General features: G+C 69.9%; 14 protein-coding genes. 6 read left to right on the top strand and 8 right to left on the bottom strand.

Annotated features, from left to right (window positions below; all coding sequences use genetic code 11):
* Nucleotides 1-332: 332 nt before the first annotated feature.
* Both ACWEFB_RS29890 and ACWEFB_RS29885 read right to left on the bottom strand, forming a co-directional pair.
* Nucleotides 333-590, bottom strand: coding sequence for an SCO4848 family membrane protein (locus ACWEFB_RS29890; protein ID WP_452290778.1), 258 nt, complete (start codon nt 588-590; stop codon nt 333-335).
* Nucleotides 591-696: 106 nt separating this feature from the next.
* Complete coding sequence (locus ACWEFB_RS29885) at nt 697-1,104, bottom strand: hypothetical protein (RefSeq protein WP_452290776.1); 408 nt, start codon at nt 1,102-1,104, stop codon at nt 697-699.
* A gap of 178 nt (nt 1,105-1,282) precedes the next feature.
* On the opposite strand from ACWEFB_RS29885, the gene ACWEFB_RS29880 reads away from it, so the two are divergent.
* The 5 genes from ACWEFB_RS29880 (at nt 1,283) to ACWEFB_RS29860 (ending at nt 6,092) form a co-directional block, all read left to right on the top strand.
* A complete protein-coding gene (locus ACWEFB_RS29880) occupies nt 1,283-1,456 on the top strand; it encodes a hypothetical protein (protein ID WP_452290774.1) in 174 nt (57 codons plus the stop codon).
* A 36-nt stretch (nt 1,457-1,492) separates the two neighbouring features.
* Nucleotides 1,493-2,485, top strand: a complete 993-nt coding sequence (rfbB, locus tag ACWEFB_RS29875) for a dTDP-glucose 4,6-dehydratase (protein ID WP_452290772.1) — start codon at nt 1,493-1,495, stop codon at nt 2,483-2,485.
* 198 nt (nt 2,486-2,683) lie between these two features.
* Entirely contained in the window at nt 2,684-2,887 is a 204-nt protein-coding gene (locus tag ACWEFB_RS29870; protein ID WP_452290770.1) for a heavy-metal-associated domain-containing protein, read from the top strand.
* Nucleotides 2,888-2,893: 6 nt separating this feature from the next.
* Nucleotides 2,894-3,817 carry a hypothetical protein gene (locus ACWEFB_RS29865; RefSeq protein WP_452290768.1) on the top strand — a complete coding sequence of 308 codons (924 nt, stop codon included), beginning with the start codon at nt 2,894-2,896 and terminating at the stop codon, nt 3,815-3,817.
* 10 nt (nt 3,818-3,827) lie between these two features.
* Nucleotides 3,828-6,092 (top strand): heavy metal translocating P-type ATPase, encoded by a 2,265-nt coding sequence (locus ACWEFB_RS29860; protein WP_452290766.1) that lies wholly within the window; start codon nt 3,828-3,830, stop codon nt 6,090-6,092.
* Nucleotides 6,093-6,191: 99 nt separating this feature from the next.
* On the opposite strand, the gene ACWEFB_RS29855 is transcribed toward ACWEFB_RS29860, so the two are convergent.
* The 3 genes from ACWEFB_RS29855 to ACWEFB_RS29845 all read right to left on the bottom strand — a co-directional run bounded on the left by ACWEFB_RS29855 (nt 6,192) and on the right by ACWEFB_RS29845 (nt 10,066).
* Nucleotides 6,192-8,276: a prolyl oligopeptidase family serine peptidase gene (locus ACWEFB_RS29855; RefSeq protein ID WP_452290764.1), complete on the bottom strand. Its 2,085-nt coding sequence runs from the start codon at nt 8,274-8,276 to the stop codon at nt 6,192-6,194.
* A 64-nt stretch (nt 8,277-8,340) separates the two neighbouring features.
* Nucleotides 8,341-9,696 (bottom strand): FAD-dependent oxidoreductase, encoded by a 1,356-nt coding sequence (locus ACWEFB_RS29850; RefSeq protein WP_452290762.1) that lies wholly within the window; start codon nt 9,694-9,696, stop codon nt 8,341-8,343.
* Nucleotides 9,697-9,703: 7 nt separating this feature from the next.
* Nucleotides 9,704-10,066, bottom strand: coding sequence for a TcmI family type II polyketide cyclase (locus ACWEFB_RS29845; protein WP_326561716.1), 363 nt, complete (start codon nt 10,064-10,066; stop codon nt 9,704-9,706).
* Between the two features lie 273 nt (nt 10,067-10,339).
* Between ACWEFB_RS29845 and ACWEFB_RS29840 the strand changes: the two genes are divergently transcribed.
* The gene (locus ACWEFB_RS29840; protein WP_452290760.1) at nt 10,340-11,638 is read left to right on the top strand and encodes a multidrug effflux MFS transporter; all 1,299 of its coding nucleotides are present in this window, start codon (nt 10,340-10,342) and stop codon (nt 11,636-11,638) included.
* Between the two features lie 94 nt (nt 11,639-11,732).
* Here ACWEFB_RS29840 and ACWEFB_RS29835 read toward each other — a convergent pair whose 3' ends face one another.
* The 3 genes from ACWEFB_RS29835 to ACWEFB_RS29825 all read right to left on the bottom strand — a co-directional run bounded on the left by ACWEFB_RS29835 (nt 11,733) and on the right by ACWEFB_RS29825 (nt 14,215).
* Nucleotides 11,733-12,347, bottom strand: a complete 615-nt coding sequence (locus ACWEFB_RS29835; RefSeq protein WP_452290758.1) for an FMN reductase — start codon at nt 12,345-12,347, stop codon at nt 11,733-11,735.
* A complete protein-coding gene (locus tag ACWEFB_RS29830; protein WP_452290756.1) occupies nt 12,344-13,486 on the bottom strand; it encodes an LLM class flavin-dependent oxidoreductase in 1,143 nt (380 codons plus the stop codon). Before ACWEFB_RS29830 ends, ACWEFB_RS29835 begins: the two co-directional genes overlap by 4 nt.
* A gap of 135 nt (nt 13,487-13,621) precedes the next feature.
* Entirely contained in the window at nt 13,622-14,215 is a 594-nt protein-coding gene (locus tag ACWEFB_RS29825; protein WP_452290754.1) for a TetR/AcrR family transcriptional regulator, read from the bottom strand.
* Between the last annotated feature and the right edge of the window lie 72 nt (nt 14,216-14,287).

Raw genomic sequence — 14,287 nt, 5'->3', positions numbered from 1 at the left:
ACAACCCGGGGCTTTTTAACTCCCACTTCAACACCCGGCGTTCCCGCCCGGCGCTTTTACTACGCTACCCGGTCGTTTCCGCCGAGTCAAACCGGCGTTCCCGGTTTGTTCACAACCACCCGACCAGAGTTCGATCAGGCCCGCTCTGCGCACACAGCAACCTACACCCTGCGCGTTCGAGAGGATTTAGCGGGCCGTCCTGCTCCCACCGGTGTTTCCCGGCGGTTCCTGTCCGGTGCCCCGCTGACTTGGAAAAAGTTACCGGATGACTGGTTCAGAGCCAAATCGATCATGGTGACTGGATTTCCGGACGAGCTCGGGCGGTCGCGTACTCAGCTGTTCCGGGGCGCTCTGCGGGCCGCCCACCAGGCGCGGACACCGAGCAGGCCGACGGTTGTACCGATCGCCAACGAGGCGCCGATCAGCAACGCGTGCACCCAGAGAAAGCTGGTCGGATCCCCCTGGCCCACTTCCCCGGTCGACCAGGATCGGGGGTCCTGCCAGATCGCCAGGCCGAATCGCGGCCAGATGACCCAGGTCCATATGCCGACCCCGAACAGGAAGAGCGCCCAGCCGCGCGAAAGCGTCACGAGCGGCGAGTATGCCAGGTCAGCGGGCCTGTCGATGTTCAGCCGGCGGGCACCCGAGAACCGCTGCCCCTGCATGACAGCGGCGCCCCGGGGTGACCCTTTCCGCTCAGGACCGACGGTGGCGCAGGCCCCGGGAGATGGCGAGGGTCAGCGCACCGAGCAGGAGCAGGAGTCCGCCGGCGAAAAACAGCCAACCGGGCGGCATCGGATCGTCCCCGGTGACCGGAAGGTGTCCTCCCGTATGAGTGGGCTGGGGAGTGGGTGGGTCCGTGGGACTGGCCGTGGGACTGACGGTGGGTCGCGGCGGCAGCACCTCGAAGGTCACGTTGCCGCCCGACGTTCCCCCCGGTGCCGGCGCCACCATCGGGGCTTCCGCACCGAGCGGCACGAGGTGGCGGGTGGCGACCGGAACGTCCAGGGTCAGGGCTACCGCGAGCGCGACGCCGGCGAGGATCGAGGTGAGCGGGCTCCGCCTGCCCGGCGTACCGCGTCGGTTCTCTGCACGGACGACCATCGTGGTGCCCCCTTCGCGACCGGCGGTGGACCGGCTCGGCCAGCGGTCGCACTCCCCCCCGCTTCGGAGAACGGCACCGCCGAGTTGTCCCGACCCATCCGCATTCCAAGGCGACGGTACCGAATATTTCTCTCTTATTGCGGCAAATGCCGTGTCCGTCGGACCAACCGTTCGACCGGTGTCGGCAGCACCCTGGGCGACCACCCGGACCACGACGGTCCGCCGGGCGTGCGGCCGGACCGTCGCCGCGACGCCGGATCCGTCCCCGGGACGCCTCGCGTACGGGGTGAGACCGGCTCACGAGCAGGCTGCCGGGCCGGCCGCCGGGGCCCTCGACCCCCGCTACGCCTGACTCTCCGTGAACGTCGGCGCTGTTACCATGGCGCCCATGCGTGTACTGGTTACCGGTGGTGCGGGATTCATCGGATCAAACTTCGTCCGCCAGGCAGTGGACGCACTCGACTTCCAGGTCGACGTACTGGACGCACTCACCTACGCGGGTGACCGGAGCAGCCTCGCCGAGGTGGAGCACCGGATCAATTTCGTGCACGGCTCGGTGACCGACGCCGACACCGTCGACGAGCTGGTACGGCAGGCCGACGCGGTGGTCCATTTCGCGGCCGAGTCGCACAACGACAACTCGGTGATGGATCCGAGCCCATTCGTGCAGACAAACCTCATCGGGACGTTCAACATCCTGGAGAGCGTGCGTCGGCACGACAAGCGGCTGCACCACATCTCCACCGACGAGGTGTTCGGCGATCTGGAACTGGACGAGGACAGGCGATTCACCGAGGGCAGCCCGTTCGACCCGTCGAGCCCGTACTCGTCGACAAAGGCCGGCTCGGACCTGATGGTGCGCGGCTGGATCCGGTCGTTCGGTGTCCGCGCCACGATCTCGCACTGCTCGAACAACTACGGGCCGTTCCACCACATCGAGAAGTTCATCCCGAGGCAGATCACCAACGTGATCGACGGGATCCGCCCCAAGGTCTACGGCTCCGGCCTCAACGTCCGGGACTGGATTCACGTACATGACCACAACACGGCGGTGAACGCGATTCTCGAGCGCGGCACGATCGGTCAGACGTACCTGATCGGCGCCGAGTGCGAGCTGAACAACATCGTGGTGGTCCAGGAGATCCTGCGCCTGATGGGGCGCCCGGACGACTGGTTCGACATGGTCGGCGACCGCCCCGGCCACGACCTGCGGTACGCGATCGACTCCAGCAAGCTCCAGGCGGAGCTGGGTTGGAAGCCGCAGTACCTCAACTTCCGCGACGGGCTGGCCCAGACCATCGAGTGGTACCAGCAGAACGAGAAGTGGTGGCGGCCGAAGAAGGAAGCGACCGAGGCGAAGTACCGCCAGCTCGGTCGCTGACCTCCTCGACCGCCCGGACCGGCGGTCAACCCCCTGATCTCGCAGAACGCGCCGCTCGCCCCCGGTGAGCGGCGTGTTCCGTGTCCGCCGACTACGGCTCGCCGGACGACCGGGCCGCCACCACCCGTCACCCCGATCCGAACCCGAGTGTCGTGGACCACCTTGATACCCCTGGGGGGTACGGGTATCGTTCTCCACATGGAGACGACATACCAGGTAACCGGAATGACCTGCGGCCACTGCGCCCGTTCCGTGCAGACCGAGGTCGGCGCCCTGCCCGGCGTCACCGAGGTACGGGTCGACGTGGCCAGCGGCGCCGTGACCGTCAGCAGCGCCCAGCCCCTCGACGAGGCCGCGGTCCGTACCGCCGTCGACGAGGCCGGCTACACGCTGGTCAGCTAACTACCGATGGAAACCCGATACCGGGTCGGCGGTTACCTGGCCGGGCTGGTGGTGGTCTTCGGGGCCGCCCTCGGCGCCGGCCAGGTGACCGGAGGCAGGGCCGACTCCGCCCCGCCCGCCCAGTCAGACCACGGTCACCCCGGCGCAGCGGCGCCGAGTCACGGCAACGAGCAGAGCGCGACACCGGCACAGCCGCCGGGCGGGTTGCAGGTGGCCCAGGACGGCTACCGGCTCACCCCCCTCACCGCGTCGCTGACCACCGGACCGGCCAACCAGCTCTCGTTCCGCGTGCTGGGACCCGACGGCAACCCGGTGATTTCGTACGATCCGACGCACGACAAGGACCTGCACCTGATAGTGGTCCGGCGGGACCTGACCGGTTTCCAGCACGTGCATCCGGAGATGGCGGGCGACGGGACCTGGTCGATCCCGCTCGCCGTCCACGCGCCGGGACAGTTCCGCCTGATCGCCGACTTCCAGCCGGCCGGTCACCCCGACAACATCACGCTCGGGGTGGATCTACCCGCTCCCGGTGACTACCGGCCGGTGCCACTGCCCGCCGCCGGGCGGAGCGCGTCGGTCGGCGACGGCTACACCGTCACGCTCGACGGCGACCTCGTACCGGGCACCTCGTCCACCCTCGCCCTGACCGTGAGCAGGTACGGAACCCCCGTCACCGACCTCTCGCCCTACCTCGCGGCGTACGGTCATCTGGTTGCCCTGCGCGACGGGGACCTCGCCTACCTGCACGTACATCCCGAGGGCGGGCCCGGGGACGGGCGGACCCCGGCCGGACCGACCATCACCTTCCGGGTCGAGGTGCCCAGCGCCGGGGCGTACCGGCTCTTCCTCGACTTCCAGCACCTGGGCACGGTCCGGACGGCCGCGTTCACCGCGCTCGCCGGCACACCCGGACAGACCCACGGTTAGGAGATCAGCGATGACCACCGCCGGCCGATCCCTACCCCGGGCCGCCGCACCGATCCAGCTCACCATCGGGGGCATGACCTGCGCCTCGTGCGCGTCCCGGATCGAGAAGAAACTCAACCGGCTCGACGGCGTCGAGGCGACGGTCAACTACGCCACCGAGAAGGCCACCGTCACCCTCACCGACGACACCGTCACGGTGGCCGAGCTGATCGCCACCGTGGAGAAGACCGGCTACACCGCCCAGCTCCCGCCGCCGCCCCGATCCGCCGACGAGGCAGGTACGGTCACCGAGCCGGTCGACGAGCTGCACGCACTGCGTACCCGATTGTGGGTTTCGCTGGTCCTGACCGTGCCGGTGATCGCGCTGGCGATGGTTCCGGCCTGGCAGTTCACCTACTGGCAGTGGCTGTCGCTGACCCTGGCCGCCCCGGTTGTCGTCTACGGCGGGCTGCCGTTCCACCGGGCCGCCCTGGTCAACCTGCGACACGGCGCCGCGACCATGGACACCCTGGTCTCGCTCGGCACCGTCGCCGCCTTCGGCTGGTCGCTCTGGGCGCTCTTCTTCGGCACCGCCGGCACCCCCGGCATGGTCCACCCGTTCAGCTTCGACATCAGCCGCTCCGACGGCAGCGGCAACATCTACTTCGAGGCCGCCGCCGGGGTCACCCTGTTCATCCTCGCCGGGCGCTACTTCGAGGCCCGGTCCAAGCGCCGGGCCGGATCCGCGCTGCGCGCCCTGCTCGAACTCGGCGCCCGCGACGTCGCGGTGCTGCGCGGCACAACCGAGGTACGCCTACCGGTCGAGCAACTGATGGTCGGTGACCGGTTCGTGGTCCGGCCCGGCGAGAAGATCGCCACCGACGGGATGATCGAGGACGGCACCTCGGCGATCGACACCAGCCTGCTCACCGGGGAATCCGTACCGGTGGAGGTCGGTCCCGGCGAACCGGTGGTGGGTGCCACCGTCAACGCCGGCGGCCGACTCGTCGTACGAGCCACCTGGATCGGCTCGGACACCCAACTCGCCCAGATGGCGAAGCTGGTCGAGCAGGCGCAGACCGGCAAGGCGCAGGTGCAACGGCTCGCGGACCGGATCTCGGGGATCTTCGTGCCGATCGTGATCGCGCTGTCGGTGGCGACCCTGGGTTGGTGGATCGGTGCCGGTCAGGGCGGTTCGGCCGCGATCACCGCCGCCGTCGCCGTACTGATCATCGCCTGCCCGTGCGCCCTCGGCCTGGCCACACCGACCGCCCTGCTGGTCGGCACCGGACGGGGCGCGCAGCTCGGCATCCTGATCAAGGGTCCGCAGGTGCTCGAATCCACCCGTACCGTCGACACGATCGTGCTGGACAAGACCGGGACCGTCACCACCGGCCGGATGACCCTGGTCGACGTGGTCACCGTCGACGGCCAGCAGCCCGACGAGGCGCTGCGCCTGGTCGGTGCGGTGGAGGCCGCCTCCGAACACCCGATCGCCCGAGCCATCGCGGCCGGTGCGGTCGACCGGGTCGGCACGCTGCCCCCGGTCGGCGGCTTCGCCGGACTCGGTGGGCTCGGCGTCACCGGTACGGTCGACGGCCACCACCTCACCGTGGGGCGGGAACGCCTGCTCGTCGACCGGGGACTGGAACTGCCCGAACACCTGGCCACCGCCCGTGCCGACGCCGAAGCCGAAGGTCGTACGGCGGTCCTCGCCGGCTGGGACGGCCGGGTCCGGGCGGTGTTCGTGGTCGCCGACGTGGTCCGGTCGACCAGTGTCGAAGCGGTTGCCGCCCTCCGCGCGCTCGGCCTGACCCCGGTGCTGCTGACCGGGGACAACACCGGTGCGGCCCGGTCGGTCGGTGCCGAGGTCGGTATCGACGAGGTGATCGCCGAGGTACTGCCGGCGGACAAGGTCGACGTGGTCAAGCGGCTCCAGGACGAGGGCCGGGTGGTGGCGATGGTCGGCGACGGGGTCAACGACGCCGCCGCCCTGGCCCAGGCCGATCTCGGCATCGCCATGGGCACCGGCACCGATGTGGCGATCGAGGCCGCCGACCTGACCCTGGTCCGGGACGACCTGATGGCCGCCGCGGACGCGATCCGGCTCTCCCGGCGTACCCTCGCGACGATCAAGGGCAACCTGTTCTGGGCCTTCGGTTACAACGTCGCCGCCCTGCCGCTGGCCGCGACGGGGCTGCTCAACCCCATGATCGCCGGAGCCGCTATGGCGTTCTCCTCGATCTTCGTGGTCGGCAACAGCCTCCGCCTCCGCACCTTCCACTCCCTGCGCTGACCCGTGCACCGATCCTCTCGCCGATCTAGGGCGAATGGTTGCTAGTGGATCTTCATCCACCACCATTCGCCCTAGATCGGCGAGGTCAGGCGGCGCGGGTCAGGCGGCGCGGGTTAGGCGGTGGTGGAGGAACTCCAGGATGAGGGCCCACTTGGCGGCGCGTTGGGCGTTGTCGGCGGCGGCGCCGTGGCCGCCCTCGACGTTCTCGTAGTAGGAGACGTCATAACCGTGCTCGCGCAGGCGGGCGACCATCTTCCGGGCGTGACCGGGATGCACCCGGTCGTCGCGGGTCGAGGTGACGAACAGGACCGGCGGGTACGGCCGACCCGGCCGTACGTTGTGGTACGGCGAGAACTCCCGCAGGTACGCCCAGTCCGCCTCGTCGTCCGGGTCGCCGTACTCGGCCATCCACGACGCCCCGGCCAGAAGCTTGTGGTATCTCCGCAGGTCGAGCAGGGGAACCGTGGCGACGACCGCCCCGAACAGCTCCGGATACCGGGTGAGCATCACGCCCATCAGCAGGCCACCGTTGCTCCCGCCCTCGATGCCCAGCCTGGCTGGTTCGGTGATGCCCCGGGTCACCAGGTCGGTCGCCACGGCGGCGAAGTCCTCGTACGCCCTGGGTCGGTTCTCCCGCAGGGCTGCCAGGTGCCAGCGCGGGCCGTACTCGCCGCCGCCCCGGATGTTCGCCAGCACGTACGTCCCGCCCCGGGCCAGCCAGCCGCGGCCGGTGATCCCGTCGTAGTCGGGTGTCATCGACACCTCGAAGCCGCCGTACCCGGTGAGCAGGGTCGGGCCCGGGTCACCGTCCGGAGGACCGACCACGAAGTACGGGACCCGGGTGCCGTCGGCCGACGCGGCGAAGAACTGCCGTACCGACAGGCCGGTCGGGTCGAAGAAGGACGGCGCCTGCTTGAGCGTGCTCACCCCGGCACCGACCTGCCCGTACCGCAGGGTGGCCGGTTGCAGGAAACCGCTGGTGGAGAGCATGAACTCGTCGGTGTGGTCCGGGTTGGTGGCCACCACGTCGGAGTGGTCGAACCCCGGACCCCGGTCCAGCAACGCCCGCCGCCAGCCCTCGCCGTCCGGGCTGAGCACCTCCAACCGCAGCCGTACGTCGTCGAGCACCGCCAGGATCAGGTGGTTGCGGGTCCAGGCGTGGTAGCGCAGCGAGGTGGTGGGTTCGGGTTCGAAGATCAACGTCAGGTCCCGCCCACCGGCGAGGAAGTCGGCGAACCGGGTGACCAGCACCGCCCCCTCGGGGTACGTGACCCCGTCGACGGTCCAGTCCGATCGGAGCCGGATCAGCAGCCACTCCCGGTGGACGTCGGTCCGGGCGTCGTCCGGGACCTCGATCCGGACCAGCTCACCGGCTCCGGTCAGCAGGAACCGTTCGGCCCGGTAGAAGTCGTGCAGCCGGTAGACGAAGTCGCGCTCGAAGCCGGGGGTGTGATCGTGTCCGGCCTGCACGGCGACGTCGGCCGGCTGCCCCTCGAAGACCACCTCCGCCTCGGCGAGCAGCGTCCCGCGCCGCCACCGCTTGGCCACCCGTGGATAGCCGGAGTCGGTCAACGAGCCGGGGCCGAAGTCGGTGCCGACGAAAACGTGGTCGGAGTCGACCCAGCCGACGTCGCTCTTCGCCTCCGGCAGCACGAACCCGTCCGCGACGAAGGCCCGTTCGACCAGGTCGAACTCGCGCACGACGACGGCGTCGGAGCCGCCTCGGGAGAGGCTGACCAGGCATCGCCGATAGTCGGGCGGGAGCACGTCGGCGCCCTGCCAGACCCAGCTCTCCGACTCCCGCCGGGCCAGGTCGTCCAGGTCGAGCAGGATCTGCCACTGCGGGTCCGGCGTCCGGTACTGCTCCAGCGTCGTACGCCGCCACAGCCCGCGCGGGTTGGTGGCGTCCTGCCACAGGTTGTAGAGGAACTCGCCGCGCCAGGTCGGGTAGGCGATCCGGTCGTCGGCGTCGAGGACCTGGCGCAACCCGTCGCGCAGGTGCGCGTACGAGTCGGTCCCGGCGTACGCGGACAGCGTCTCCGCGCTCCGGTCCGCCACCCAGGCGGTGGCCGCCGCGCTGTCCAACTCCTCCAGCCAGCGGAACGTGTCCTCCTCGTCCACCCGGCTCGGGCCCTGCGCCGGTTGGCCCGGGCCCTCCTCGCGCGCACCGATGAACCCGGTCACCTGCCACCCCTCCCGCACCCCGCGTCAGCTCGCCGCCACCGAAGGGAAGGCTAGGGGGTGGCGGTCAACCGCGGGCACCCCGGCGGGCGTAGATCTCGTCCACGAATCTGCGGCGCAGCGGCGGGACCCGGCTGGTCAGGCTGAAGTAGCTGCGGGCCGCCAGCAGGGCGAACCGGCCGATCACCGGCCGGTAGAGCGGGTCGTCGCCGCTGGTGCCGTTGTTCGCCAACGAGTCGGCGACCCGGGCGAAGCCGTACGGCAGCATCTCCGCCTCGTAGTCCGCGACCCCCCGCAGCAGGGGCTTCTCCCCGGCGTTCACGGCGGTGAGCTGGCGGCAGAGCAGGGCCGCGTCACGCAGGGCGGTGTTGGCGCCGACGCCCCGGCCCGGGGTCATGGTGTGGATCGCGTCGCCGATCAGGGTGACGTTGCTCGGCGGCCACGGCTGCACCGGTTCCGAGGTGGCCACCTTGACCGGGATGCAGCTCTCCGGGTCGCTGCGCTCGAACAGCTTCCGCAGGTTCGGATGCCAGTTGCCGGTCAGGTCGAGGGCGAGCCGGACGAGTTCCTCGCCCCGCCGCGCCATCACGTCCGGCGGGAACCGGTCGTGGGCACTCCAGATGATCAGGTTGATGTAGTCGCGGGTGTTGTCGAAGAGCAGTCCGGGCCAGCGTTCGATCAGTCGCGCGTCGCTGTCGCCGATGCCCGCCTTGGGTACGCCGTGCCGGTCCCAGTTGAACTCCATCACGTGCAGGACGCCCATCAGCCCACCGGTCCCGAAGATCAGTGAGATGCCGTCGCGTACCCGCTCCGAGAGCAGCGCCCGGGTTTCGTCGGTGAGCGGGATCTTGGTGGCGATGTTGATGCTGCCCGCGTCCTGGATCCGGGCGTGCGGCAGGTACTGCCGCCGGGTGGCGGAGTGGGTGCCGTCCGCCGCGACCAGGAGGTCCGCGCTGGCCCGGCTGCCGTCGGCGAAGTACGCCGTGACCCGGCCGTTCGGGTGCTGCTCGTAGTGCGTGAACGTCTTGTCGAACCGCACCACGTCTTCCATTCCGGTGAGCAGGACCTGCCGCAACGTCATCCGGGAGACCGCCCGGTCGCTGTCCACCGGGTCGGTCTCCGTCTCCGGCCGCAGCGGAAAGGACGCCGTCTGCCGCATCTTCTCGGTCAGTACGTTGAAGTACCGGGGTGAGCGCGCACAGGTGGCCATGAACGTCGCGAACAGTTCCGGCGGCAGGCACTCCCGAAGTGCCCGGTTGCCCGTGGGGCCGATGCCGACCCGGTAGCCGTGCAGGCCGTCGCCTCGGGTCCGGTAGCGCTCGTAGACCGAGACGGCGATGCCCGCCCGGCGCAGACCGTGCGCGAGGCACATGCCACCCGTACCGGCACCGATGATGATCACTTCCAGCGGGCCGGACGGCATCAGCCGCTCACTGCCCGCTGCGCTGTGCCGGAACCGGCGCGTCCCAGGTGTAGAAGCACCTCGCCATGGCGTCGCGCGGCGAACGCCACGTCGACAGGTACGGCGAGGTGCAGCTCGACAACTGCTCGTTGAGCCGTACGAACAGGGGGTGCGCGGTGGCCGCCGGCAGCCCACCCGGACCGGCCCCGTCCATCTCGACCAGGTGCAGGTACAGGTCGCCGAGGGTGTAGAGCGACCGGTGCCGGGCACCGGTGATCGACGGCAGTTCGGTCCGGTCCGACTCGGCGAAGATCTGCGCGATCCGTTCCTCGGCGCCCGGCCCGCTCTCCGGGCCCGGTGCCATCCGACCGACAATCAGAAGACGGCTCATCGAAGCTCTCCCCTCGGCTTATGCTCGACCGACCGGCCCCGGTTCGTGGCCGACGGCTGATCCCGGTCACCTTGCTGGTCGCGACGTCAACGCGACGTCACCACGACTCCGGCGGCTGTCGGCTCGCCGTTGACGAGGTCCGTGCGGGTGTGACGTTGAACACCGTGCGTCGACGCGGGAATGGGCCCGCAACCGATCGTCCTTGTTGAGGTTGGTTAGCCCGGGCCGTGTGCTCCGTACCAATTCCCGCCAAGACCCCCGGAAAGGGGCCACATGACCACGGTCGATCGACGGGTTGACGACGTAGCAGCCACGGCGGGGCCACCGGCCCGGCCGGCGCCGGAGCAGCTCAACCGCCGGCAGCAGCGACGGCTGGTCCTGGTCCTCGGCTCGCTCATCGCGATCGGTCCACTGACCATCGACATGTACCTGCCGGCGTTGCCGACCATCACCGCCGACCTGCAGACAACCAGCGCGGCGGTGCAGCTCACCCTCACCGGGACCCTGGCCGGTCTCGCCATCGGACAGTTGGTGATCGGCCCGCTCTCCGACGCCGTGGGCCGGCGCCGACCACTGCTGGCGGGGACGATCGTGCACGTCATCGCCTCGGTGCTCTGCGTGGTCGCGCCGAACATCGAGGTGCTGGGTGCGCTGCGCGTACTCCAGGGGCTCGGTGCGGCGGCGGCGTCGGTGATCGCGCTGGCCGTGGTCCGCGACCTGTTCACCGGCTCGGCCGTGGCCCGCCTCTTCTCCCGGCTGATGCTGGTCATGGGGGTCGCCCCGGTGCTCGCGCCCACCCTCGGCGGTGGACTGCTCAAGTGGACCGACTGGCGGGGCGTCTTCGTCGCCCTCGCCGTGTTGGGGACCGGTCTCATCGCGGTGATCGTGTTCGCACTCCGCGAGTCGCTGCCGCCCGAGCACCGTCGCACCGACGGGGCGCTCGGCACCCTGCGGGTCTACGGTTCGCTGCTGCGGGACCGGACGTACGTCGGGTTGGCGCTGGTCGCCGGCCTCGCGATGGCCGCCCTGTTCGCGTACGTGGCCGGTTCCTCCTTCGTCTTCCAGGACCAGTACGGCCTGGACGAACAGCAGTTCGCGGTGGTTTTCGGCGCCGGTGCGGTGGGCCTGATCGGAGCCACCCAGCTCAACGTACGGCTGCTGCGCCGGTACACCCCGTTCCAGATCCTTCGGGGGGCGCTGATCGCCGGGACCGTACTCGGATCCGGTCTGCTGGTCGTCGCGGCGACCGGGTTCGGCGGCCTGGTCGGCGTACTGGTGCTGCTCTGGTTGGTGCTGGGCACCGCGGGCCTGGCGCTGCCGAACGCGCCCGCACTGGCGATGGCCCGGCATGGTGACGCCGCCGGTACGGCCGCCGCGCTGCTCGGTGCGGTGCAGTTCGGGATCGGTGCCATCTCCGCGCCCCTGGTCGGTGTCCTCGGCACCGGCAGTGTGGCGATGGCGGTGGTGATCGCCGGCGGCATGCTGGCGGCGATCGTGGTGCTCCTGGTGGTCGCCCGCCCGGAGCAGCTCACCGACATCGACTCCGCCGATCCGGCGGTCGCCGTCCACTGACCCGCCACCGCACCCGGACACACGGAAGGGCATCCGATCCCGCGAGGGCTCGGATGCCCTTCCCGCTTTCCTTGTTCAGGCTCCGGCTGGTGGCTCAGTCGCCGGCGAGCAGTTGCTCGAACGGGGTCGGGTTGTCGTACGGGTCGGCGACCGTCGCCGGCTCGCGCAGGTCGAGCTGCACGGCCAGTTCGGCGGCGGCCCGGTTGATCCGGTTCGCGAGTCCACCCTGGACGGTGTCCGTCCCCCAGTCCTCTGATGCGGCGAAGACCGAGGTCGGGACGACCACCGCGTGCAGGTAGACGAACATCGGCCGGAGCGCGTGTTCGAGCGCCAGTGAGTGCCGGGCGGTGCCGCCGGTGGCCCCGATCAGCACCGGCTTGTCGATCAGGGCCGTGTCGTCGAGCACGTCGAAGAACGACTTGAACAACCCGCTGTACGACGCGTTGAAGATCGGTGTCACCGCGATCAGCGCGTCAGCGGCGGCGACCTGGTCGAGCGTCTGCCGCAGCCCGGTGGTCGGGAAGCCCGCGAGCATGTTGTTCATCAGGTCGTGCGCGTGGTCCCGCAGCTCGACCACCTGCAGGTCGAGCCGGGTCCCGCGCTGCTCAGCCTGGCGCTGGGTGGCCGCGGCCAGCCGGTCGACCAGCAGGCGGGTCGACGACGGCTGGCTCAGGCCGGCGGAGATCGCAACCAGGTTGCGCTGCTTCATCGCTCGGCTCCCGCCACCGCGTCGGTGTCGGTGTCGACCTGGTCGCCCGCGACCGCTTCGATCTCGGCGTCCCGCGCGGCCTTCAGGCTGGCGTGGGTCGGCGCGTCCGGTACGTGCGCCGGACGGAGGGCGTCCAACTCCTTGCGCAGCACCGGAACCACCTCCTCACCGAGCATGTCGAGCTGCTCCAGCACCGTCTTGAGCGGGAGGCCGGCGTGGTCCATCAGGAACAGTTGGCGCTGGTAGTCGCCGAAGTGCTCGCGGAAGGTCAGGGTCCGGTCGATCACCTGCTGCGGGCTCCCGACGGTCAGCGGGGTCTCCCTGGTGAAGTCCTCCAGCGACGGGCCGTGTCCGTACACGGGGGCGTTGTCGAAGTAGGGGCGGAACTCGCGTACCGCGTCCTGCGAGTTCTTCCGCATGAACACCTGCCCGCCCAGGCCGACGATGGCCTGGTCGGCCTTGCCGTGGCCGTAGAACTCGAACCGCTTGCGGTACAGCTCGATCATCCGCTGGGTGTGCTCCATCGGCCAGAAGATGTTGTTGTGGAAGAAGCCGTCACCGTAGTAGGCGGCCTGCTCGGCGATCTCGGGGCTGCGGATCGAGCCGTGCCAGACGAACGGCGGAATCCCGTCCAGCGGGCGTGGCGTCGAGGTGAACGACTGCAACGGCGTACGGAACTTGCCGGTCCAGTCGACCACGTCCTCGCGCCACAACTTGTGCAGCAGCGCGTAGTTCTCCACGGCCAGCGGAATGCCCGCCCGGATGTCCTTGCCGAACCACGGGTACACCGGCCCGGTGTTGCCCCGACCCATCATCAGGTCGACCCGACCGTCGGCCAGGTGCTGCAACATCGCGTAGTCCTCGGCGATCTTGACCGGGTCGTTGGTCGTGATCAGCGTGGTGGCGGTCGAGAGGACGATCCGCTTCGTCTGCGCCGCGACGTACCCGAGCATGGTGGTCGGCGACGACGGCACGAACGGCGGGTTGTGGTGCTCGCCCATCGCGACGACGTCGAGTCCCACCTCCTCGGCCTTCAGCGCGATCGCCACCATCGCCTTGATCCGCTCAGCCTCGGTGGGTGTACGCCCCGTGGTGGGATCGGTGGTCACGTCACCAACGGTGAAGATCCCGAACTGCATGTCTGCTGCCCGCCTCGTCTCGACCGGATCTCGTTCGTTCAAGTTTGAACTACACCCTGAAACCAGGTGCGGCCCGCCCCTATTCCGGTTCCCCCCGACGAGTTGTCTACCCCTGCGGATCCGACCCGGTATGCCCTATTCCCACGGCAGCCGGACGAGGGCGAGGTCCGCCATGCGTTGCAGGTCGGCCCGGCTCGCCCCGGAGGCGGCCTGCACCGCGATGCCCTGGGCGAGGGCCACCACGTACCGGGCGGCAACCTCCGGCTCGGCGTCAACCGGCAGGTCCCCGGTCCGGCGGGCCCGTTCGAACCGCTCGGTCAGCGCGACCTCGGCGACCTGCCGCCGGTCACGCAGTTCGGCCCGTACCTTGTCCGCACCCTCCCCGCTCACCAGCGCCGCCTGCACCAGCAGGCAGCCGGGCGGAGTGTCCGCGCCGGAGGTGGCCCGAACCACCCCGTCCAGCCATATCCGGACGACCTCGCGCGCACTGTCGGCCTCGATGGCCGCCGGACCGTACGTGACCACTGTCCGGACATAACGGTCGAGCACCTGCATGAACAGGCCGATCTTGCAGCCGAACGCGGCGTAGATGCTGCCGGGCTTGAGTCCGGTCGCCGAGGCGAGGTCCGCCATGGTGGCGCCCTCGTATCCCTTGGCCCAGAAGACTCGGAGCGCGGACTCCAGCACCTCGTCGACGTCGAACTCGCGGGGTCGCCCCATCGTCGCCATCCGTGGCCTCCCCTTACTTCTGGAACACGAGTTCAAGATATCACTTGTCGATCGACCACCCGTCTGACATCT

The organism is Micromonospora sp. NPDC004704 (assembly GCF_053601675.1).
The sequence above is the reverse complement of the archived record's forward strand: the minus strand, read 5'-3'. Positions and strand labels throughout refer to the sequence as shown.

Bases quoted from the DNA above. Each gene is read 5' to 3' on its own strand.
- rfbB (WP_452290772.1), top strand. From the start codon at position 1,493: ATGCGTGTACTGGTTACCGGTGGTGCGGGATTCATCGGATCAAACTTC.
- ACWEFB_RS29860 (WP_452290766.1), top strand. From the start codon at position 3,828: ATGACCACCGCCGGCCGATCCCTACCCCGGGCCGCCGCACCGATCCAG.
- ACWEFB_RS29840 (WP_452290760.1), top strand. From the start codon at position 10,340: ATGACCACGGTCGATCGACGGGTTGACGACGTAGCAGCCACGGCGGGG.
- ACWEFB_RS29835 (WP_452290758.1), bottom strand. From the start codon at position 12,347: ATGAAGCAGCGCAACCTGGTTGCGATCTCCGCCGGCCTGAGCCAGCCG.
- ACWEFB_RS29870 (WP_452290770.1), top strand. From the start codon at position 2,684: ATGGAGACGACATACCAGGTAACCGGAATGACCTGCGGCCACTGCGCC.
- ACWEFB_RS29850 (WP_452290762.1), bottom strand. From the start codon at position 9,696: ATGCCGTCCGGCCCGCTGGAAGTGATCATCATCGGTGCCGGTACGGGT.
- ACWEFB_RS29830 (WP_452290756.1), bottom strand. From the start codon at position 13,486: ATGCAGTTCGGGATCTTCACCGTTGGTGACGTGACCACCGATCCCACC.
- ACWEFB_RS29885 (WP_452290776.1), bottom strand. From the start codon at position 1,104: ATGGTCGTCCGTGCAGAGAACCGACGCGGTACGCCGGGCAGGCGGAGC.
- ACWEFB_RS29845 (WP_326561716.1), bottom strand. From the start codon at position 10,066: ATGAGCCGTCTTCTGATTGTCGGTCGGATGGCACCGGGCCCGGAGAGC.
- ACWEFB_RS29825 (WP_452290754.1), bottom strand. From the start codon at position 14,215: ATGGCGACGATGGGGCGACCCCGCGAGTTCGACGTCGACGAGGTGCTG.
- ACWEFB_RS29865 (WP_452290768.1), top strand. From the start codon at position 2,894: ATGGAAACCCGATACCGGGTCGGCGGTTACCTGGCCGGGCTGGTGGTG.